Source organism: Pseudomonas azerbaijanorientalis (genome assembly GCF_019139795.1).
Taxonomy (GTDB): domain Bacteria; phylum Pseudomonadota; class Gammaproteobacteria; order Pseudomonadales; family Pseudomonadaceae; genus Aquipseudomonas; species Aquipseudomonas laurylsulfatiphila.
In genome coordinates this window covers 4058750-4078818 of record NZ_CP077078.1, presented here as the reverse complement: position 1 = coordinate 4078818, position 20069 = coordinate 4058750, and the positions used below count along the sequence as shown (strand labels likewise).

General features: G+C 61.4%; 20 protein-coding genes and 2 pseudogenes. 14 read left to right on the top strand and 8 right to left on the bottom strand.

Annotation, left to right across the window (positions count from 1 at the left end):
• Positions 1 to 37 precede the first annotated feature (37 nt).
• Positions 38 to 658: a TetR/AcrR family transcriptional regulator gene (locus KSS91_RS18080; RefSeq protein WP_217835649.1), complete on the top strand. Its 621-nt coding sequence runs from the start codon at positions 38 to 40 to the stop codon at positions 656 to 658.
• Positions 659 to 955: 297 nt separating this feature from the next.
• Here KSS91_RS18080 and KSS91_RS18075 read toward each other — a convergent pair whose 3' ends face one another.
• Positions 956 to 2086 carry a DmpA family aminopeptidase gene (locus KSS91_RS18075; protein WP_217835648.1) on the bottom strand — a complete coding sequence of 377 codons (1131 nt, stop codon included), beginning with the start codon at positions 2084 to 2086 and terminating at the stop codon, positions 956 to 958.
• 164 nt (positions 2087 to 2250) lie between these two features.
• Entirely contained in the window at positions 2251 to 3354 is a 1104-nt protein-coding gene (locus KSS91_RS18070; RefSeq protein WP_217835647.1) for an extracellular solute-binding protein, read from the bottom strand.
• 110 nt (positions 3355 to 3464) lie between these two features.
• Here KSS91_RS18070 and KSS91_RS18065 point away from each other — a divergent pair, with 110 nt between their 5' ends.
• Complete coding sequence (locus KSS91_RS18065) at positions 3465 to 4238, top strand: helix-turn-helix transcriptional regulator (RefSeq protein WP_015094474.1); 774 nt, start codon at positions 3465 to 3467, stop codon at positions 4236 to 4238.
• A gap of 150 nt (positions 4239 to 4388) precedes the next feature.
• Complete coding sequence (locus tag KSS91_RS18060; RefSeq protein WP_225923698.1) at positions 4389 to 7148, top strand: RHS repeat domain-containing protein; 2760 nt, start codon at positions 4389 to 4391, stop codon at positions 7146 to 7148.
• 228 nt (positions 7149 to 7376) lie between these two features.
• Here KSS91_RS18060 and KSS91_RS18055 read toward each other — a convergent pair.
• Positions 7377 to 7548, bottom strand: a pseudogene (locus tag KSS91_RS18055) (transposase); the annotation flags it as partial.
• Positions 7542 to 8483 (bottom strand): class I SAM-dependent methyltransferase, encoded by a 942-nt coding sequence (locus tag KSS91_RS18050; protein WP_217835646.1) that lies wholly within the window; start codon positions 8481 to 8483, stop codon positions 7542 to 7544. The gene KSS91_RS18050 and the pseudogene KSS91_RS18055, both read right to left, overlap by 7 nt.
• 284 nt (positions 8484 to 8767) lie before the next feature.
• Between KSS91_RS18050 and KSS91_RS18045 the strand changes: the two genes are divergently transcribed.
• From KSS91_RS18045 to KSS91_RS18025, 5 genes are all read left to right on the top strand, one after another.
• Complete coding sequence (locus tag KSS91_RS18045; protein ID WP_217835645.1) at positions 8768 to 9385, top strand: cytochrome b/b6 domain-containing protein; 618 nt, start codon at positions 8768 to 8770, stop codon at positions 9383 to 9385.
• Positions 9382 to 10167 (top strand): molybdopterin-dependent oxidoreductase, encoded by a 786-nt coding sequence (locus KSS91_RS18040; RefSeq protein ID WP_102701954.1) that lies wholly within the window; start codon positions 9382 to 9384, stop codon positions 10165 to 10167. The genes KSS91_RS18045 and KSS91_RS18040 overlap by 4 nt, the downstream gene beginning before the upstream one ends.
• Before the next feature lie 53 nt (positions 10168 to 10220).
• Entirely contained in the window at positions 10221 to 10460 is a 240-nt protein-coding gene (locus tag KSS91_RS18035) for a pentapeptide MXKDX repeat protein (RefSeq protein WP_217835644.1), read from the top strand.
• A gap of 305 nt (positions 10461 to 10765) precedes the next feature.
• Entirely contained in the window at positions 10766 to 11173 is a 408-nt protein-coding gene (locus KSS91_RS18030) for a response regulator (protein WP_217835643.1), read from the top strand.
• A 60-nt stretch (positions 11174 to 11233) separates the two neighbouring features.
• A complete protein-coding gene (locus KSS91_RS18025) occupies positions 11234 to 11899 on the top strand; it encodes an HAD-IA family hydrolase (protein WP_217835642.1) in 666 nt (221 codons plus the stop codon).
• Positions 11900 to 12019: 120 nt separating this feature from the next.
• Here the strand turns inward: KSS91_RS18025 and KSS91_RS18020 are convergent, their stop codons facing one another.
• Together KSS91_RS18020 and KSS91_RS18015 are read right to left on the bottom strand one after the other, a co-directional pair.
• Positions 12020 to 12679: a methyltransferase family protein gene (locus tag KSS91_RS18020; RefSeq protein WP_217835641.1), complete on the bottom strand. Its 660-nt coding sequence runs from the start codon at positions 12677 to 12679 to the stop codon at positions 12020 to 12022.
• 70 nt (positions 12680 to 12749) lie between these two features.
• Positions 12750 to 13694: a GlxA family transcriptional regulator gene (locus tag KSS91_RS18015; RefSeq protein WP_217835640.1), complete on the bottom strand. Its 945-nt coding sequence runs from the start codon at positions 13692 to 13694 to the stop codon at positions 12750 to 12752.
• 124 nt (positions 13695 to 13818) lie between these two features.
• Between KSS91_RS18015 and KSS91_RS18010 the strand changes: the two genes are divergently transcribed.
• Together KSS91_RS18010 and KSS91_RS18005 are read left to right on the top strand one after the other, a co-directional pair.
• Positions 13819 to 14610 (top strand): SDR family NAD(P)-dependent oxidoreductase, encoded by a 792-nt coding sequence (locus KSS91_RS18010; RefSeq protein ID WP_217835639.1) that lies wholly within the window; start codon positions 13819 to 13821, stop codon positions 14608 to 14610.
• 101 nt (positions 14611 to 14711) lie between these two features.
• Positions 14712 to 15704, top strand: a complete 993-nt coding sequence (locus KSS91_RS18005) for a pyridoxal-phosphate dependent enzyme (protein ID WP_217835638.1) — start codon at positions 14712 to 14714, stop codon at positions 15702 to 15704.
• On the opposite strand, the gene KSS91_RS18000 is transcribed toward KSS91_RS18005, so the two are convergent.
• Positions 15698 to 16018, bottom strand: a complete 321-nt coding sequence (locus KSS91_RS18000; RefSeq protein ID WP_217835637.1) for a DUF2388 domain-containing protein — start codon at positions 16016 to 16018, stop codon at positions 15698 to 15700. The two genes, KSS91_RS18005 and KSS91_RS18000, sit on opposite strands and share 7 nt — an antisense overlap.
• Before the next feature lie 131 nt (positions 16019 to 16149).
• Between KSS91_RS18000 and KSS91_RS17995 the strand changes: the two genes are divergently transcribed.
• Together KSS91_RS17995 and KSS91_RS17990 are read left to right on the top strand one after the other, a co-directional pair.
• A complete protein-coding gene (locus KSS91_RS17995; RefSeq protein WP_217835636.1) occupies positions 16150 to 17259 on the top strand; it encodes an NAD(P)/FAD-dependent oxidoreductase in 1110 nt (369 codons plus the stop codon).
• A 72-nt stretch (positions 17260 to 17331) separates the two neighbouring features.
• Complete coding sequence (locus KSS91_RS17990; protein WP_217835635.1) at positions 17332 to 17928, top strand: DinB family protein; 597 nt, start codon at positions 17332 to 17334, stop codon at positions 17926 to 17928.
• Here the strand turns inward: KSS91_RS17990 and KSS91_RS17985 are convergent.
• Positions 17849 to 18769, bottom strand: a complete 921-nt coding sequence (locus KSS91_RS17985; RefSeq protein WP_217835634.1) for a LysR family transcriptional regulator — start codon at positions 18767 to 18769, stop codon at positions 17849 to 17851. The two genes, KSS91_RS17990 and KSS91_RS17985, sit on opposite strands and share 80 nt — an antisense overlap.
• 213 nt (positions 18770 to 18982) lie before the next feature.
• Between KSS91_RS17985 and KSS91_RS17980 the strand changes: the two are divergent.
• Together KSS91_RS17980 and KSS91_RS17975 are read left to right on the top strand one after the other, a co-directional pair.
• Positions 18983 to 19268, top strand: a pseudogene (locus KSS91_RS17980) (hypothetical protein); the annotation flags it as partial.
• A gap of 2 nt (positions 19269 to 19270) precedes the next feature.
• Positions 19271 to 20068 carry an SDR family NAD(P)-dependent oxidoreductase gene (locus KSS91_RS17975; protein WP_217835633.1) on the top strand — a complete coding sequence of 266 codons (798 nt, stop codon included), beginning with the start codon at positions 19271 to 19273 and terminating at the stop codon, positions 20066 to 20068.
• Position 20069: the final 1 nt, after the last annotated feature.

The following is a 20069-nucleotide window of genomic DNA, read 5'->3' as shown; positions in this document are numbered from 1 at the left end:
AGCCTCCACTCATGACTTTTGCGGACTGTTTTTCAGCATGGATACCGCCGATCTGCTCGAACGCTGCTACCCCGGACGACGCGCCGAACTCAAGCGCGACATCTTCAGAAAGGCCCTGTGCCTGTTCAACGAACAGGGGATCGAGGCCACCACCATCGAAATGATCCGCGCCGAATGCGATACCAGTGTCGGCGCGATCTATCACCATTTCGGCAACAAGGAAGGCCTGGTGGCGGCGTTGTTTTTTACCGCCCTCGATGATCAGGCCCGTTTGCGCGACAGCTACATGGCGGATGCACAAACCACGCAGGCGGGGGTGCACGCGCTGGTGCACAGCTATGTGGATTGGGTCGATAGCCAGCCGGAGTGGGCGCGGTTCCAGTACCACGCGCGATTTGCCGTCACTAAGGGGCCGTTCAAGGACGAACTCGCCACCCGCAACAAGGCGCGCAACAAGCAGTTGCTGGAGTGGCTGGGCGCTCACGGCGATGAATTGGGTGGTTTTCCGGCGGAGTTGATACTGTCGTTGATCATCGGCCAGGCAGACAGTTACTGCCGCGCGTGGTTGTCGGGCCGGGTCAAGGGCAGCCCGAGGGCGTACCGGGACATGCTGGCGCAGGCAGCGTGGCGGTCGTTGTGCGCCCCCGAAACACAATGACTTTTCCCTGTGGGAGCGAGCCTGCTCGCGAAGACGGCGTCACATCCAACATCAATGCTGCCTGACCCACCGCTTTCGCGAGCAGGCTCGCTCCCACAGTGATTTGTGTTGGTTTTCCAGAGACAAAAAAAGAGCCTCAAAGCTCTTTGATGGGGAGGAAGTAGAGCCCTCGAGGCTCAAGATGCGCATGAAGCAGGCGGTGAGCTTGGTAGGGGTTCAGTTCACTCACCACCTACGCAGCGGCTTGCACAAGCAAGCGACTGCGTAAGTTCATCCTAGAAAGACCGAGTGTTTCACTCAAGTACCGCTAGTCGCATCCCCCGGCCAGCCGGCGCTGCGCAACGCCTTGAGCAGGGTTTCGGCATCCAGCCCCGGCACCCCGTGCCCGTTGCCTTCGGCGGTGTCGGCGGCGAGCAGGGCATTGATGATGGCTTCTTCAACGGCTTCGGTGGCGGCCAGGAACAGCTCGCTGATGTGGTCGTTGTTGACCATGCTCAGGTTGTTTGTGGTCGGCGCTTTCTTGCTCTCGTATGCAGCCGGTGGCACGTGATCGTTACCGGTGGCGAAGGCGATGAAGATGTCGCCGCTGTGGTCTTCATTGCCGCCGCCGGTGCGGGCCAGGCCAAGGCTGGCGCGTTGGGCCAGGCGCGTGCACTGGTGTGGCAGCAGCGGCGCATCGGTGGCCAGGCAGACCACGATCGATCCCATGCCCGGATGGGGCAGTGAGGCCTTGAGGAACGGCGAATCGACCTGTTCCATGTAGCGCCCGACCGGATACCCGTCGACGCGCAGTTCGTTACGGATGCCATGGTTGGCCTGGACAATCGCCCCCACTGTCCAGCCACCCTGGGCGCTGTTCAAGCGTCGCGACGCGGTACCGATGCCGCCCTTGAATTCGTGGCAGATCATGCCGCTGCCGCCTCCGACATTGCCTTCGGCCACCGGGCCACCCGCCGCCGAGTGCACGGCTTGGGCTACGTGTTCGGGCTTCACGTGAAAACCGTTGATGTCGTTGAGCAGTCCGTCGAAGGTTTCCAGCACCACCGGCATGTTCCAGTAGAGCCGTCCGTCATCGGCTTGCTGTTCGCGGTCGACCACGATCAGCGCATCGCGCACCACGCCCAGGCTGTGGGTGTTGGTGAAGGCGATGGGGCTGGTCAGCAAGCCCGCTTCGCGAATCCATTCCAGGCCCGTGGCATCGCCATTGCCGTTGAGAACATGCACGCCGGCAAAGCACGGTTGCTGGCTGGTGGAACCGGCACGCGGTTCGATGACGGTCACACCGGTGAGGATGTCGCGGCCGTTGGCCGTGCGTCCTCGTACATCACAGTGGCCGATCCGCACGCCGGGGACGTCGGTGATGGCATTGAGCGGGCCGGGTTGCAGTTGGCCGAATTGGATGTTCAGGTCGCGGGCGCGTGGTTTCATGGGTTTTCTCATTCGATTCGTGGCAGAAAAAAGGGGTATTTCGGGCATCGTAGATCCCCTGTGGGAGCGGGCTTGCTCGCGAAGGCGTAGTGTCAGTCGCTATCAACGTTGGCTGACCCAACGCCTTCGCGAGCAAGCCCGCTCCCACAAGGGTATGCGGTGGGTTATTGGCCGTTTTTGACCTTGCTCCAGATTCGCGTGCGCACGCGCTCGGTCGCCGGCGGCAGGGGCTGGAGGGTGAACAGGGTGGCCATGGCTTCGGCTGACGGGTAGACAGCCGGGTTGTTGCGGGTCGCTTCGGCCACCAGCGTGGTCGCGCTGCGGTTGCCGTTGGGGTAGTTGAGGTGGTCGCTGACCGGGGCGATGACTTCAGGGCGCATCAGGTACTCGATGAAGGCCATCCCTTGTTCCGGGTGCGGGGCGTCCTTGAGCAGCACCAGGGTGTCGAACCACACCGGCGCGCCTTCCTTGGGCAGGCTGTAGGCGATCTTCACGCCGTTGCCGGCCTGCTCGGCGGTGGTCTTGGCTTCGAGCATCGCGCCGGACCAGCCGACCGCCACGCAGATGTTGCCGTTGGACAGGTCGCTGATGAACTTCGACGAGTTGAAGTAGGCAATGTGCGGTCGCAGCTTGAGCAGCAGCGCTTCGGCTTTCTTGTAGTCTTCGGGGTTGGTGCTGTTGGGCGGCAGGCCGAGGTAATGCAGGGCGACCGGCAGCATCTCCGACGGCGAGTCGAGCATGGCCACGCCGCACTCGCCGAGTTTGGCCAGGTTCTCCTCCTTGAACACCAGGTCCCAGGAATCCACCGGCGCCTTGTCGCCCAGTACCGCGCGCACTTTGTCGATGTTGTAGCCGATGCCGTTGGTGCCCCACAGGTACGGCACGGCGTACTGGTTGCCCGGATCGTTGCTGGCCAGTTTCGCCAGCAGATCGGTGTCCATGTTCTTGAAGTCCGGCATCTGCGAGCGGGGCAGTGGGGCGAGGGCACCGGCCTTGATCAGGGTCGGCAGGCTGAAGTTGCTGGCCACCACCACGTCGTAGCCGCTGCGGCTGGTGAGCAACTTGCCTTCGAGCACTTCGGCACTGTCGAAGGTGTCGTAGACCGGCGCGATCCCGGTGTCTCGCTTGAAGTCCTGCAGGGTCGTGGGGCCGATGTAGTCGTACCAGTTGTACACGTGCACGGTCGGGGCTTCGACGGCAAGCGCTGACAGCGACACCGCCAGACAGGCGCCAAACCCCAGATTGAAATACAAGCGGTGACGACTCATGATGCGGCACTCCTGGCCTGTTGCGGCCGGTGGTAATCAGGAGTTTGCAGCGTATCGACCTGGGTGACCTTCACCCATTCCCATCATGGGTTACTCAAAAGGGGTAGTGCGTGGACGCGTTGTTGAAAGAGTTGCCGGTGCACCAGGGGCTGGCGCGGGTCTTTACGACGGTGGGGCGAGACGGCTTCTGGCGGGCGCTGGTCGATACCCTGCGGCTGCTGGTGCCGCTGGACAACGCCCTGGTGGCGCTGATGCGTCCGGGACACGTGCCGCGCCTGCTGATTGATTTCGATGCCAAGGGCAACAGTGCCGAGCAGGAAGAACTGGCGGACTACCGCGCCGGCATGTACCTGCTCGATCCATTCTATCAAGCCGTGTGCGCCGGCATCGCCGACGGCTTGCACAGCCTCGAATCGGTGGCCCCCGACCAGTTCCAGCACAGCGAGTACTACCTGAGTTACTTCAGCACAGTGGTCGGTGGCGACGAGTTGCAATTCATGGTCAACCTCGACGGCGCCGTGCTCGGCCTGTCCCTCGGGCGTTCGACGCGCTTTGGCCTTGAGGATCAGGGGCGCCTGCTATGCGTGCGTGACTGGGTGCTGTCCGCGATGCGCCGACACCTGGATTTGCTGCCTCCGGAAGGGCCGGTCGCCGAACCGCCGGCCGGAGATCTGGCGACCTTGCTCGATCGCTTCGACGCCCGCCTGACCGTGCGGGAAATCGAAACCGCGCGCCTGATTCTCCAGGGCTTCTCCAGCAAGGCCATCGCCCAGCAAATGGGCATCTCCCCGGAAACGGTGAAAGTGCATCGGCGCAATCTCTATCACAAGCTCAACGTGAATGGGCATGGCGAGTTGTTTGCGCTGGTGTTGCAGCCGCGTTGAATCGGCAGACTTGCGTCTCATCCGCTTGAATGGAAAAAGCTTTGCCCACCATGGCGATTTTACGGGCGCAGAACTGTAACTTCTTACAGTTTCGGTCGGGCCTAAAAAGGACCAGTCTGTCCTCAGTCAAAGCGAAGGACCGTCAATGCCGTGAACGCTCATCACCACACCGCGACACCGACGTTGTCGGTCATCGATCCGCGCGCCCTGATGGTTCGCAGCGTCGGCTATTGCCGTCATCCCGACAGCCCGGAGATTGATCCGCGCATCACCCGGCAACGTTTCGACGCGGCGGGGCGGTTGGTCGAGTCGTGGGACCCACGTTTGTGGGGCACGGCGCCGAAGCCGAACCTGGCCACGATCTACGGCTTGAACGGTCAACCGTTGCTGACGGACAGCGTCGACGCCGGATGGCAATTGAGTTTGCCAGATCAGGCGGGTTCGCCCTGTTCGTTCTGGGATGCGCGCGGGAGCCAGCGCCACACCGAGTTCGACGAACAGCAGCGGCCGATCACCGTCACCGAACAGGCTGCGGGAGAGCTGCCACGCGTGGTGGAGCGCTTGACCTACGGAGATTCCGGTCCTGCTTTCGCCGAGCACAACCAATGCGGGCAGTTGATCCGTCATGACGATCCGGCCGGTGTTCAAACCCTCCCCGTCTATGGGCTTGCCGGCGCCGTGCTGGTGGAAGATCGACGCTTCCTCGCAGAGCTGGAAACACCCGATTGGCCCTTGGACATCGATGAGCGCGAGACGTGGCTGGAAGCTCAATCGTTCATCACCCATCACACCTACAATCCCGGTGGTGAGCTTCAGCGACAGATCGATGCGATGGGTAACGTTCGCACCTTTGGCTACGACGTGGCCGGCAAATTGAGTGGAGCCTGGCTGCAAATGGCTGACTCCGGAAAACCGCCGCAACGCCTGGTCAGCGCCATCCGTTACAACGCCCAGGATCAGGTCGAACGCGAAACCGCCGGCAATGGTGTGCTGACCCACGCTGAGTACGCTGCCGATGACGGCCGGTTGATCCGGCTGACGGCGGCGGTCGGCAACCAGCCCCCCTTGCAGGACCTGAATTACGTCTACGACGCGGTCGGCAATATCGTTGAACTGCAAGACCTGTCCCAACCAGTGACCCATTTCAACAACCAGCGCATCGATCCGATCAACCGCTACCGCTACGACAGCCAGTATCAACTGGTCGAAGCCCGGGGTTGGGAGGTCAGCCAGCCGAGCCATGGCCCGGCCCTGCCAATACTGCTGCCCACACCGCTGGACCCCAACCAACGGCGCAATTACACCCAAAGCTTCGAGTATGACCGGGGCGGGAATTTGATCACCCGCCAGCACAGCGGTGCCCCCGGTTTCTCGATGTTCACTTCGGCGTTGAATAATCGAAGTCTCGCGCAACGTGAAGACGGCTCGCTGCCAGGCGAGCCTGAAATCGCTTTGGGTTTCGACGCCTGTGGCAATCAATGGGAATTGCAACGCGGCCAAGCCATGGACTGGGATATCCGTAATCAGTTGAGCCGCGTCACGTTGGTCAAACGCGAAACCGAGCCTGACGACTACGAATGCTACCGCTACGACCGCCCCGGCCATCGCTTGCGCAAAGTGGGATTCGCCCAAAGCAGCGGTCGAACCCTGCGCACCGAGGTCCGTTACCTCCCCGGTCTGGAAATCCACCGCCAGGCCGATGGTGAAGAACATCACGTCGTCAGCATCGAAGCCGGGCGCAGCAACGTGCGGGCGCTGCACTGGCCCGAAGGCGCGCACGATGACCAACTACGTTACAGCCTCAGCGATCACCTCGGTGCCAGCACCTTGGAACTGGACGAAGAAGCCGGCGTGCTGACTCAGGAACACTATTACCCCTTTGGTGGCACAGCCTGTTGGGCAGGGCAAAGTACGTTGGTGGCGAAATACAAAACCATTCGTTATTCAGGAAAAGAGCGGGATGCGACGGGGCTGTATTACTACGGGTATCGATACTATGCGCCGTGGTTGCAGCGATGGTTAAATCCGGATCCTGCCAAAGAAGCTGATGGCATTAACATGTTCTGTTTCGTAGGAAATAATCCGGTCGTCTTTAAAGATCTGTTTGGACTTGTGAAATATAAAGGAAAGCATGATGTGACTGAAATCACCATGAAGCTAAAGGGTGCCAGCTTCCTTGCTCGCGGTCATTCGGAAATAAAGAAAAGGGATCCACTAGCAGCAAAAAATCTGGATGAAGGAATGGAGTTTGCCAAGATTGCTATAGACAGCGCAGTGGATATCTTGGGGGGAGGAAAAGTCTCGGGGAAGTATAAAGAGTTGATCTTTCGAGTATATGGGAAAATTAATGATAAGCCTCAGTTCATGAGTGACTTGTTGCAGGAAGCGAAAACAATACAAAAATCAATTGTTGCCCGGATTGATGGGGAGGAAAAAGAACAGGTCGTGCTAGCTAAAATGAAAGAAGAGATGAACGCATTTGTTGACAGGAAAGACAGTCACGAGCGGATATTTTTTACGGAGGCCGGACTGAGGAAAAATCCACGATACATCGGCATGTCAATTGTTCATGAGTTGGCGCATTTAAAACTTGGCAAGGAAGATCATATTTATTATACGTCCGGTCACGCCATTAACCCTTCGGATAGAAGCCAGAGCGCTTTGGAGGCCGACCTGGTATCGATGGGCGAGAAAGATAGTGTGATAGCGACAAATACGGAGAAACATGTTTCGAGAGCTCAACGCTTAAAACATTTTGGTGTTGATAGTGCCATGGGTATTGAAGCCGCAATGAAAAAGGATCCTGCCTTGCGCGTGAGCGCGTTAATTAACAATGCGGACTCTTTTAGCTTGTTGATTTTTTCATTGGGATATGAGGCTGTTTGGCAAAAAACACTTGCCGCGCAATGAAAAATATTAGCAGTGAAGAGGGTGTTCTGAAGTTTGTGTAAACGGTCATCAGGCGCACACTGCCTTTCCCAAGGAGTCTCAATGACCGAGCCCAAGCGCACTAAGGATGCTTCAATCAACTTGCCGCACGGCGGCGGTAAGTCAGAGCTTCCTTGGCACGCAGCGCTCTTTGCCGAAAAATGACCGATGCATCGTGCATTGAGGGCGTTTTTCGCCCGGCGTCCCGTATCAAGCGCGCAACTTACCCATACCCATCAGCTGCTTTCGAGCCATCCACAGATTCGACAGGGCGAACAATGCGGTCAATTGCGCCGTGTTTTTTTATCAGCCCACGAAAGCGCACATTCACGTAACCAAACTGGCGCTTGATTACCCGAAATGGATGCTCAACTTTCAGCCTTTCAGCCTGAACACCAACGCCTTCAACCCACACTCCACATCCGCATCCGGAAACTCCGGCGGATTCTCCAACCGCTGCTCAAACCGCAGGCTGGGCGCCTCGCGGGTCACGCCATCGATCAGGAAGTCCGCCCCAAACGCCGGGTCGTTCATGCAGGCCAGCACCGTGCCTTCAGGGCTGAGCAATTCCGGCAACCGACGCAGCACCCGCTGGTAATCCTTGGTCAGCAAAAAGCTGCCTTTCTGGAACGACGGCGGGTCGATGATCACCAGGTCGTACGGGCCTTTGCCGATGACTTTGCCCCAGGACTTGAACAGGTCATGGCCGAGAAACGTGACCTTGCCCAGGTCGTGGCCGTTGAGCCGGTGGTTGTCGCGGCCACGGCTCAGGGCCGGGCTGGACATGTCGAGGTTGACCACGTGGCTCGCGCCGCCTTCGATGGCCGCTACCGAGAAGCCGCAGGTATAGGCGAACAGGTTCAGCACCCGCTTGCCCTGTGAATGGGCACGGACCCAGTCGCGGCCGTAGCGCATGTCGAGGAACAGCCCGGTGTTCTGCTTGCGGCCCAGGTCGACCCGGTATTTCAGGCCACCCTCGGTGATGGTCATTTCTTCGATGACTTCGCCCAGCAGCCATTCGGTGGTGCTTTGCAGCAGGTAGCGATGTTGCAGCAACAGCGTATGGGCGCCGGATTGTGCCCACTGATCAGACTGGGTGATCGCCATCAGCACCTGTTTCAAGTCCTCCAGTTGCGTCGCCTCCGGCTCCTTGAACAACGCGACCAACACCACGCCCTGCAACCAGTCCACGGTCACTTGCTCCAGCCCCGGCCAGCAGCGGCCACGGCCGTGGAACAGGCGACGGGTTTCGGCGGGGGCGGCCGCGAGGGCGGTCAGCAGGTGCTGGTCGAGGGTGGCGAGGGCTTCAGGGTTCATCGGGTCGGGTCGGTGGCGTGGAAAGGGGCGGCATTTAACCATAATTGCGCACTCGACGGACCACACAAGTCCTCCTGTGGGAGCGGGCTTGCTCGCGAAGGCGGTGTGTCAGGCAATACAGATGTCGACTGACACACCGCCTTCGCGAGCAAGCCCGCTCCCACAGGTTTTTCGGTGCTCGTCAGGAGCGAGTTATCACGTTTAATTTAACTTTACGTGAGGATTTGGCGATCTTCCGGCTCCCATACTTGGCCCCAACGAACAACAACACAGGGGAGCCGGACATGTCGCAGTCAACTGCTTCACCCAAGGCCAGTCATCCACGCTGGCTACGCATGACCCACTGGCTCAACGCCCTGGCGGTGCTGGTGATGGTCACCAGCGGTTGGCGCATCTACAACGCCTCGCCGATCTACGAGTTCAGCTTTCCCGCGTCGATCACCCTCGGCGGCTGGCTCGGTGGAGCGCTGCAATGGCATTTCGCGGCGATGTGGTTCCTGGCGATCAACGGCCTGATCTACCTGGCCTTCAACCTGTTCAGCGGGCGCCTGAAGCGGCGTTTCTTCCCGGTGTCGCCCAGAGGCGTGCTGCATGACCTGTGGGCCGCCTTGCGCGGAAAACTGGGACACGCCGACCTCAACCATTACAACCAGGTGCAACGCGTCGCCTACCTGTTCGTGATGGTCGATATCACGCTGCTGGTGCTCTCCGGGCTGGTGTTGTGGAAGTCGGTGCAGTTCCCGCTGCTGCGTGAATTGATGTTCGGTTACGAAGGCGCACGCCGGGTGCATTTCTTCGCCATGGCGCTGTTGGTGGCCTTCGTGGCGGTGCATCTGCTGATGGTCGCGCTGGTTCCGAAAACACTGTTGGCCATGATCGTTGGCCGCAAGGAGCAAGCATGAAAAAGCGCATTCAGATCCCCGGACTGGACGAGTCTTCGATCCTCACCGACGCCCGCAAGATCCTCGCCCCGCAAATCGAAGACCGCTCGCGGCGTTCGTTCCTGCTGCGTGGCCTGACCCTCGGTGGCGTGGCCATGTTGTCCGGTTGCAACATCACCGACAACGAAAGCGTCGACACCGCGCTGTCCTCCATGTCGCGCTTCAACGACCGGGTGCAGGGCTGGCTGTTCAACCCCAACGCGATGGCGCCGACCTATCCCGCATCGATGATCACCCGGCCGTTTCCCTTCAATGCCTTTTATGGCATCGACGAGGCACCGACAGTGGAGGAGGAGAGCTATCGCCTGGAGGTCAGCGGCCTGGTCGCCGACAAACGCAGTTGGCGCCTCGAAGAACTGCGTGCCATGGCCCAGACCGAGCAGATCACCCGGCACATTTGCGTCGAAGGCTGGAGCGCGATCGGACGGTGGGGCGGCGTGCGCTTCAGCGATTTCCTCAAGCGCATCGGCGCCGACACCGACGCCAAATACGTAGGCTTCAAATGCGCCGACGACTACTACACCAGCATCGACATGGCCACTGCGCTGCACGCGCAAACCCTGCTCGCGCTGACCTGGGACGGCGCGGTGCTGCCGCGCGAATACGGCTTCCCGATGAAGCTGCGCATGCCCACCAAGCTTGGCTACAAGAACCCCAAACACATTCAGGCGATTTTCGTCAGTAACACCTACAGCGGCGGCTACTGGGAAGACCAGGGCTACAACTGGTTCGGTGGCAGCTGACGAATGCCTGGCCCTTTCACACCTCCACAACCCACGCTCCAAGGAGTTTCATCATGAAAAAGTTGACCACCGTTGTACTGTCCATGTGCCTGGCCGTTGGCGCTGCCTCCGTGTTTGCAGCTGACACGATGAGCAACGACAGCATGAGCAAGGACTCGATGTCCAAGGATGCGATGAAGAAGACCGATTCGATGTCCAAAGACAACATGTCCAAGGATGCAATGTCCAAGGACTCGATGAAAAAAGACGCGATGTCCAAGGATGCGATGAAAAAAAGCGAAATGTCTCAGTAAGTCCAACCACCGCAGACCCTGTGGGAGCGGCGGTGCGACGACTCGACTTGCTCGCGAAAGCGGCGTATCAGTCAACATTGATAGCGACTGACACTACGCCTTCGCGAGCAAGCCCGCTCCCACAGGTTTTTTGTCGCCCAGAACTACCTGAGCCCCGAAAAAGGACATCGATGATTGATCCGGACGCGTGATGCCGGTCACCTGGCTGTATCAAAAATGAATTTCCGCGGTCTGCGCTGCTCATACCTTTAGGCAGCGGATCCAATTCCGCGAAATCATTGAGGCAATCAGGGAGCGGCACGGTCATGAGTCGAGTACCGACGGCGGGCGGACATCGTCCTGACGGGTTGATCCTGGTAGTTGAGGACGACCCGTTGATCCTGGAGTTTCTCTGCGAGATTCTCCAGGAGGAAGGTTTTGTCGTCGAGCCGCAAATCAGTGCGGACGCGGCAGTCATCTATCTGGAACAGCATGCGCCGCAGGTGGGCATGCTGCTGACAGACATCACCATGCCTGGCACGCTTAATGGCGCGGACCTGGCCAACCAGTTCGGCGATCGTTGGCCGGACAAGCCGATCATGATCATGTCCGGTTTCGAAACCCCTGAAAGCTCAGGTGTGCGGCACGCGGTCTCGTTCATCAAGAAACCCTGGATGATCGGTGGGCTGCTCGATTGTGTGGGCCAGACCTTCAAGTCCAAACGACTCAACTGAGCCGTTCGCAGATGCTACATTGCCGGGCAAATCCGTCCGGCAGCTGCGAGGTTCCTTTCCTTGTCCGATCACCCTGTATTCAACTCGACTTACCGTGCCTTTCTGTTCGACATGGACGGCACCGTCCTGACGTCCATTGCCGCTGCCGAGCGGGTCTGGACCACCTGGGCCGTGCGCCATGGTGTCGATGTCGAGTCCTTCCTGCCGACCATTCACGGCGCCCGCGCCATCGACACCATCAGGCGCCTGGGCTTGCCCGGTGTGGATGCCGAGGCCGAAGCCGCGTGGATCACCGAAGCGGAAATCGACGACGTCGAGGGGGTATTCGAAGTGGCTGGCGCGGCGAAATTCCTGCGGTCCTTGCCGGCCAGGCAGTGGGCCATCGTCACCTCCGCCCCACGGGAACTGGCGCTGCGGCGGATGGCGGCGGCGGGGATTCCCGAGCCTGCCGTGATGATCACAGCCGAGGATGTGACTGCCGGCAAGCCTGACCCCGCAGGTTATCGACTCGCGGCCCGGCGCCTGGGTGTGGAGCCTGGGCAGTGCCTGGTTTTTGAAGATGCCACGGTGGGGATTCTGGCGGCTGAAGCGGCGGGGGCGGATTTGGTTATTGTCACGGCGACCCATGAGCAGCCGATCGAGACGTTGCATGGGACGTTGGTCGGGTATGACAGGGTTGCCGCGAGCGTGGATGCCGACGGTCTGATTCGTTTGCAGCTTTTGTGAACGACACATTTCCCCTGTGGGAGCGGGCTTGCTCGCGAAAGCGGCGTATCAGTCAACATTGATAGCGACTGACACTATGCCTTCGCGAGCAAGCCCGCTCCCACAGGGTCCTGCGTTGCTTCAGTAAAGTCCCGGCACCAACCGCCAGGTGCGGGCGCAATAGGCTTCGTATTCGCTGCCGAACTGCGCCCTGAGCAAGGCTTCTTCCGATTGAATCCGGGCGATCAGCGGGATCAGGGTCAACGCCGCCAGCAGCAGGCCGACACTTGAGCGAAACGCCAGCGCCCAGCCCACGGCGATGATCATCATCCCCAGGTAACTGGGGTTGCGCAGGCGCCGGTAAATGCCCTCGGTGACCAGTCGATGCCCCGGCTGGATCGCCACCAGCCCGCTGAAGCGCTTGCCCAGCACAAACACCGGCCACAACCGCAGCGCGCCGCCCGCGATAAACAACAGTGCTCCGAGCCAGCGCACGCCTTCACCTCCAAACGTCCAGAAGTCGATGCGGTCGGTATAGGCCGGCACAAAGCCGCTGAGCACGCCGATCACGCCGAAGACCGCGAGGACCCAGCGATTGCCCCGGTCTTCGCGTTCTCCCGAACTCAGGTTGGCCTCGGTGAACAGCGATGCGATGGCCATGATCAGGGTGGCCAGGGCAACGACGACCAGTGAGCCGTTGCTGAAGAAAGCCGCGAAACCGCCCAGCCCCCAGATCGCCAGGGCGAGGTAGGCGAGGGTGCTGACGACGGCGAAAAAAGCCAGTTTGGCCGAGATTTTCATGGCGCCTCCAAAAAGACCTCCGCTATGTTCAGTGTAGATACCGAGGGTTCCCACCTCAGCGAGGTAGCAATCAAATCACCTCTGCTCGCGCATTGCGCCGGATCACCTGGGGTGGTTGTCCGAAGACCCGCAGGAAGGTCTCACGCATGCGTCGGCGGTCAGTGAACCCGGTTTCCAGGGCGATCTGGTCGAGGTTCAGGCGTCCGCGCTCGAGCAGCTGTCGCGCGGCTTCCAGACGCAGGTTCTCGATGGCCTTGGCCGGTGATTGTCCGGTTTCGGCGCGAAACGCCCGGCTGAATTGCCGGGGGCTGAGGTTGGCCACGTGTGCCAGTTGCTCCACCGACAGGGGCTCGGCGAGGTGTTCCCGGGCGTAGCCGAGCACGGTTTGGATGCGGTCGGATTTCGGCGCCAGTTCCAGCAGCGCCGAATGCTGCGACTGGCCGCCGGCACGGCGGTGGTACATCACCAGTTTCTGCGCCACGGCCCGGGCCAGCTCGGCGCCGTGGTCCTTTTCCACCATGGCCAGTGCGAGGTCGATACCCGCGGTCATGCCGGCCGAAGTCCAGATCGAACCGTCGATCACGTAGATGCGATCAGCCTCGACCTTGATCGCCGGAAATCGCGCCTGCAGTTCCCGGGCGTAGGCCCAGTGGGTGGTGGCTCGCCGTCCGTCGAGCAAGCCGGCCTGGGCCATGACGAACGCCCCGGAACAGATCGACGCGGTGCGGCGCGCGCTGTGGATGCTGGCTTTCAGGTACTCCAGCACGGCCTCGGGCGCCTGTTCGACGATCGAGTCGCCGCCGACCACGATGACGGTGTCGAACACGCGCCCGTCGAAGGCCTCGGTGCAAACGCTCAAGCCACCCGAGGCGCGCAGGTTGTGACCGTTTTCCGACAGCACGCGCACGTCATACAGGGTCTGTGCGGCGCTGAAATTGGCGTATTCGAACACCGGCATGGCGGCCAGCGCCATGGACTGGAAACCCTCGAAAACCACGAACGCCACGCTGATCATCGGCCTGTCCTCAAACGGTTATGTCCGAAAAACGTATTTTAAACGTCATTTGAGACAGGCGTAAGTCCCTTTATAACGGACTGCACCCGGCGAATCTCTCGCCTGACCCTAGAGGAATTGCACCATGGCTCTCTCATCCAAAGGCACTGCACTGATCACCGGTGCTTCTTCGGGCATCGGCGCGGTGTATGCCGACCGCCTGGCCCGTCAGGGTTACGACCTGATCCTGGTGGCCCGCAGCCGGGGCAGACTCAATGCCCTGGCCAAGCATTTGAGCGACCAGACCGGGCGCACCGTGGAGGTGGTGGCCGCCGACCTGACGAACAAGGCGGATTCGCTGCGGGTCGAACAGATCCTGCGCAACGACGCCAGCATCACCGTGCTGGTCAACAACGCCGGGGTCGGTGGCGTCATGCCGTTGCTGGCCAGCCCCGTGGACGACATGGACGCGATGGTCAGCCTCAACGTGACGGCGTTGATGCGCCTGGCCTACGCCGCTGTACCCGGTTTCGTTGCCCGGGGCGCCGGCACCCTGGTCAATATCGCCTCTATCGTCGCCATCGCCCCGGAAATCCTCAACGGTGTGTACGGCGGGACCAAGGCGTTTGTCCTGGCCCTGAGCCAGTCGATGCAGCATGAACTGGCGGATAAAGGCGTACGCGTCCAGGCGGTGTTGCCGGGGGCGACTGCCACCGATTTCTGGAGCGAGGCTGGCAACCCGGTGGAAAATCTGCCGCAGGAGATCGTGATGTCCGCCGAAGACATGGTCGATGCCGCGCTCGCTGGCCTGGCGGCCGGTGAAACGGTGACCATCCCGGGCCTGCACGATGGCAGCCAGTGGGATCGTTACGAAGCCCAGCGCAAGACGCTGTCCGGGTTGTTTGGCAATTGCGTGGCGGCGCCGCGTTACCGCTGAGACTGCCCCCGGACCGGGTGAACTAAACTTGCATGAGAGGACCGTTCACCGCTGGCTCGTCGACCTGTTCGGCGAGCCGGTGGCGTGTAACAGGAACCGACATGCTTCACATCCGCACGCCTTTGATTCTGCACCCTGGCCTCTCGACCCCGACCCGCCGTATCTGGCTGAAACTGGAAAACCTGCAACCTGGCGGCTCGTTCAAGATACGCGGCATCGGATTGCTGTGCAGCCGGGCGGCGCAGCAGGGCAAGCGCAAGGTGGTCTGTCCCTCCGGCGGTAACGCGGGACTGGCCACGGCCATGGCCGCGGCCTGCCTGGGGCTCAAGGCCTGCATCGTGGTGCCGCATACCACCCCGCACAGCACCCGGGCGCGGATCAGCAAGACCGGCGCCGAGGTGATCGAGCACGGCAAGGTCTGGGACGAAGCCAATCAATGGGCCCGGGAACTCGCCCAGGACCCGCGCAGTGAATTCGTGCCGGCCTTCGACCACCCGGTGTTGTGGGAAGGGCACAGCACCATGGTCGATGAAATCCTTGCCGACTGCCCGCCAGTGGATGTGCTGGTGGCATCGGTGGGCGGCGGGGGCTTGCTGGCCGGGTTGCTCACTGGCCTGATTCGTCATCGGCACACCGATTGCCGCATCGTCGCCTGCGAAACCGCAGGCGCGGCGTCGTTCGCCGCGGCTGTGGCGGCCGGGCACCCGGTCAGATTGCCGAAAATCGACACGGTTGCCACGTCCCTGGGCGCCGCGCAAGTGGCCGCCTGGCCGGTCAGGCACATCGGCGATTTCCCCTATGAGTGCGTGGTGCTCAGTGATGATGAGGCGATCATGGGCGTGGTGCGTTACGCCAATGATTTGCGTCAGCTGGTCGAGCCGGCGTGCGGCGTTTCATTGGCGATCGCCTACCTGGATCACCCGGCGATTGCCGACGCCCATGACGTGGTGATCGTGGTGTGTGGCGGGGTGAGTATCAACGCGCAGCTCGTGGCCGGGTGGGCACGCATGTCCACTGGCACGCACGCGAGGCAGGGCTGGAAACGCTATCCCGGTGTCACAAGCCCCACCGCTGGCGATGACGGTCTTCAGTGATTGGCGCCAACACCTTCCTGGACGAGGATGGCGCGGGCCAGGTCTTCGTCGCTTGCGTTGTTAAGGGCGGGATTGTCCTGACGGATCTTTTTCAGCACCGACTCCAGATAAGCACCACGAATCGCACCGCCGCTGGCGATGAAGCTGGAGGCGTCATCCCGGGCGGGAATCATGAGTTTGTGGTCTTTGAACGTTGAGTACAGCGAGGCGGAAACCCCGGCCGAGGTAGCGACATCTTTGGCATCCACATCGGCCAGAGCCGAGCCTGCGGGTAAACAAAGTACCAGTGCAGAGATGATAAATAGGCGGCGCATGACGGTGTCCTCCGACAGCCTGAAGCATAAGGGATGTACCACATAGTTTAGGATACGTGGCAGCCGACGAGAGTTCCGTGGAGTGAGCTCTGTGACGTCGCCGCCGAGAACAGGTGTGGGAGACAGGGTCGTTGAGCGTCGATATTCAAAGCGTGGTGATCGGGGCCGGCGTCGTCGGGTTGGCGGTGGCCAGGTGCCTGGCCATGAGCGGGCGGGACGTGCTGGTGGTCGAGGCCGGGGCGGGCATCGGCACGGGCATCAGCTCGCGCAACTCGGAGGTGATTCATGCCGGTATCTATTACCCGGAAGGTAGCCTCAAGGCGCAACTGTGCGTGGAGGGCAAGCAGCGTCTATACGCTTTTTGCGATGAGCACGCCGTTGAATACCGGCGCGTCGGCAAGCTGATCGTGGCCACCGATGCGCAACAGCGCTCGGCGTTGCAGCGTCTGTTGCAGCAGGGGCGTGTCAATGGTGTCGATGACCTGCAATGGCTGGATGGCCCGCAGGCCCGGGAGCTTGAAGCGGCGTTGTCCTGCGTCGCGGCACTGTGGTCGCCCTCTACCGGCATCGTCGATTCCCATGGGCTGATGCTGGCACTTCAGGGCGACGCCGAGCGGTTCGGTGCGACGCTGGCCTTGCACACGCCGTTGCTGTCGGCCCTGTGCATCGACCAGGGCTTCGAGCTGCACATGGGCGGCAGCGAACCCATGACCCTGCGCTGCCGCGAAGTGATCAACTGCGCGGGGTTGTCCGCTCCCGAGGTGGCGCGCGCTATCGTCGGTCTGCCTGAACAGTGCGTTCCCCAGGCGCATCTGTGCAAGGGCAGTTATTTCAGTCTCAGCGGCCGGGCACCCTTTCGGCACCTGGTGTATCCGGCCCCGGAGAGCGCGGGACTGGGCGTGCACATGACGCTGGACCTGGGCGGGCAGGCGCGCTTCGGGCCGGACGTTGAATGGGTCGAGCACATTGATTACCGCGTCGAACCCCGCCGGGCCGAAGGCTTCTATCAGGCGATCCGCCGTTATTGGCCGGGGTTGCCGGACAACAGCCTGCAACCGGCCTACAGCGGCATTCGCCCGAAAATCAGCGGGCCGATCGAGCCGGCCGCCGATTTTCTCGTCAGCGGTTGCGCCGAACATGGCGTGCCGGGGCTGGTGAATCTGTTCGGCATCGAATCACCGGGGCTGACCAGTTGCCTGGCGCTTGCCGGGCACGTGGTGAAACGCCTCGACGACCGATGATCGGTGCTGGCCCTGCCTTGCGGGCATCGGGTCTATGCTAGGGAGTGCGCTTACTGCCATCGGAGAACTCTGATGATCACCGTACGCACTGCCTGCCTGCTGGCCGATTACAAACGCTGGGCCAATCAGCGTCTGTTTGACAGCCTTGCGGCGCTTCCTCCGGGCGAAGTCAAAAAACAACGGGTGTCGGTGTTCAACAACATGATCGGCACCCTCAATCATGTCTACGTGGTGGATTGCATCTGGCGGGCGCATCTTGAAGGCCGGGGACATGGCTTCAAGACCTCGCACGATCTGCTGCATGCCGACCTGTCGGAACTGCGCCAGGCGCAAAAAGAGATCGATCACTGGTACTGCGACTGGAGCGCCCGGCAAACCGATGCCTCCCTGGACAAACCGGTGGAGTTCACCTTTGTCTCGGGCGAAAGCGGCACCATGAGCGCCGGCGCGATGCTGATGCATGTGGTCAACCACGCCAGCTACCACCGCGGCTGGGTGGTGCAGATGTACTTCGAGATTCCGGCCATGCCACCGGTGACCGACATGCCGGTGTACCTGCGCGAATCCGAGCCGGTGCTCCTGCAGTCGATCAATGCCCCGACGGCGCCGCCGCCATGTGCTGTGCAATTTTCGAACGCAACCAGCGTTCTGCCGGATCGTTATCGCTGACCCCGTTCCAGACCATCGACAGTTCGGACAGGTTGATCTCAAAGGGCGCATCGTCCGCCCGTAACTGGCTGCTGCCTTCGATCAGCGCGCTGGCCGCGTAATCCGGTACGGTGGCGAGCATGTCAGTACCCGCCAGCAAGGCCCGCAAGCCCGCGAACTGTGGCACCGCCAGCACCACCCGCCGCGAACGGCCGATGCGGGCCAGGTCATTGTCGATGGCACCGCTCAGATCCCCGGAAAACGACACCAGTGCGTGAGGACGTTCGCAGAACTCGTCGAGGGTCAGCGGGCCGGGACGGTCATCGCCGCGCAGGATCTTCACACTCAGGTCGCGCAGTTTCTTGCGCTTGGCGTTGGCTGGCAATTCCGTGGTGTAGCTGATACCGACGGAAATCTCGCCGCTGGCCAGCATCGACGACATCAGCAGGAAATTCACCCGGCGCACCACCACCACAACGTTCTGCGCCTCTTCGCGAATCTGCTTGAGCAGCGGCGGAAAGAGCCCGAATTCGGCGTCGTCGGACAGGCCGATACGAAACACCTCGCGACTGGTGGAGGGCTCGAAATCCTTGGCCCGGCTGACCGCCCCGGAAATGGTGTCCATCGCCGGCTGCAACTCCTTGAGAATCTGCAACGCCCGCGGGGTCGGCTCCAGGGTTCGACCGTTGCGCACCAGCAACGGGTCGTCGAACAGATCGCGCAACTTGGCCAGCGACGCACTGACAGCGGGTTGGCCGAGGAACAGTTTTTCCCCGGCCCGGGTCAGGTTCTTCTCGAACATCAGGGTTTCGAAAATTACCAGCAGGTTCATGTCCACGCGGCGCAGGTCGTTGCGATTCATGGTGATGGCTCGGTGGGGGTGGGTTTTTTCAGTAAAGCAGCAAACCCTGCGGAATCTAGCGTTCGCTGAATACCTGTGGGAGCGAGCTTGCTCGCGATAGCGGAGTGTCAGGCGATATATTTTTACCTGATACACCGTCATCGCGAGCAAGCCCGCTCCCACACGTTCGGTGCTTTACTCAGGCGGATCAAGTCGATCCAGCGCCCGGTTCACCGCTTGCGCGAGGAGGACGTGATCAAGGGCTGGGGCCTGGGGGTGAACAAGGTCGAACCCTGCGAGCTGACCCTTGATCTGAGCGAAGCGCAGCCGGACGGTTTTCTGCTGGCCGGTCGCTACACTCTTCCGGACCATGATCGCGCCTTGCAGCGTTTGATGGACGCCGCCCTGGCGCAGCAAGTCGAAATCGTTGTCGGCGGTGATTCCCGCTGCTTTCTGGCAGGCGTTGCGTGAGGCGAAGCTGGTTTCCGAGCGCGCCCCCTTGCCCCTCATTGGAGCTTGAACATGAAGATTGATTTGAGCGCAAAACTGGCAATCGTCAGCGGCAGTACCGCCGGCATTGGCCTGGGCATCAGCCAGGCACTGGCTGAGGCGGGCGCCACGGTGGTGGTGATCGGCCGCGATACGACGAAAGTCGAGCAGGCACTGGCGAGCATCCGTCAGCGTGTTCCTGCTGCGCAATTGCGTGGCGTGACCGCAGACCTGGGCACTGCCGAAGGCGCCGAAAAACTGTTCGCCGCCGAGCCACGGGCAGACATCCTGGTGAACAACCTCGGGATCTTCAACACGGTGGACTTCTACGACGCCCCGGACAGTGAGTGGACGCGCTTCTACGAGGTCAACGTGATCTCCGGTGTGCGCCTGTCCCGGCACTACACACCGGGCATGGTCAAGCAGGGTTGGGGGCGGGTGATCTTCCTGTCTTCGGAATCCGGCGTGGCGACGCCGGCGGACATGATCAACTATGGCGTGACCAAAAGCGCCAACCTGGCGGTGTCCCATGGCCTGGCCAAACGCCTGGCCGGCACCGGGGTGACGGTCAACGCGATCCTGCCCGGCCCGACCTTCACCGATGGCCTGGAAGACATGCTCAAGGACGCCACGGCCGAATCCGGGCGCAGCGCCCGGGACGAAGCCGATGCGTTCGTGCGCAAGGCCCGGCCGACGTCGATCATCCAGCGCGTGGCGGACGTCGAGGAGGTTGCCAATCTGGTGGCCTACATCGCTTCGCCGTTATCCTCGGCTACCACCGGTGCTGCCTTGCGGGTCGACGGCGGTGTCGTCGACAGCCTGGCCATCTGAA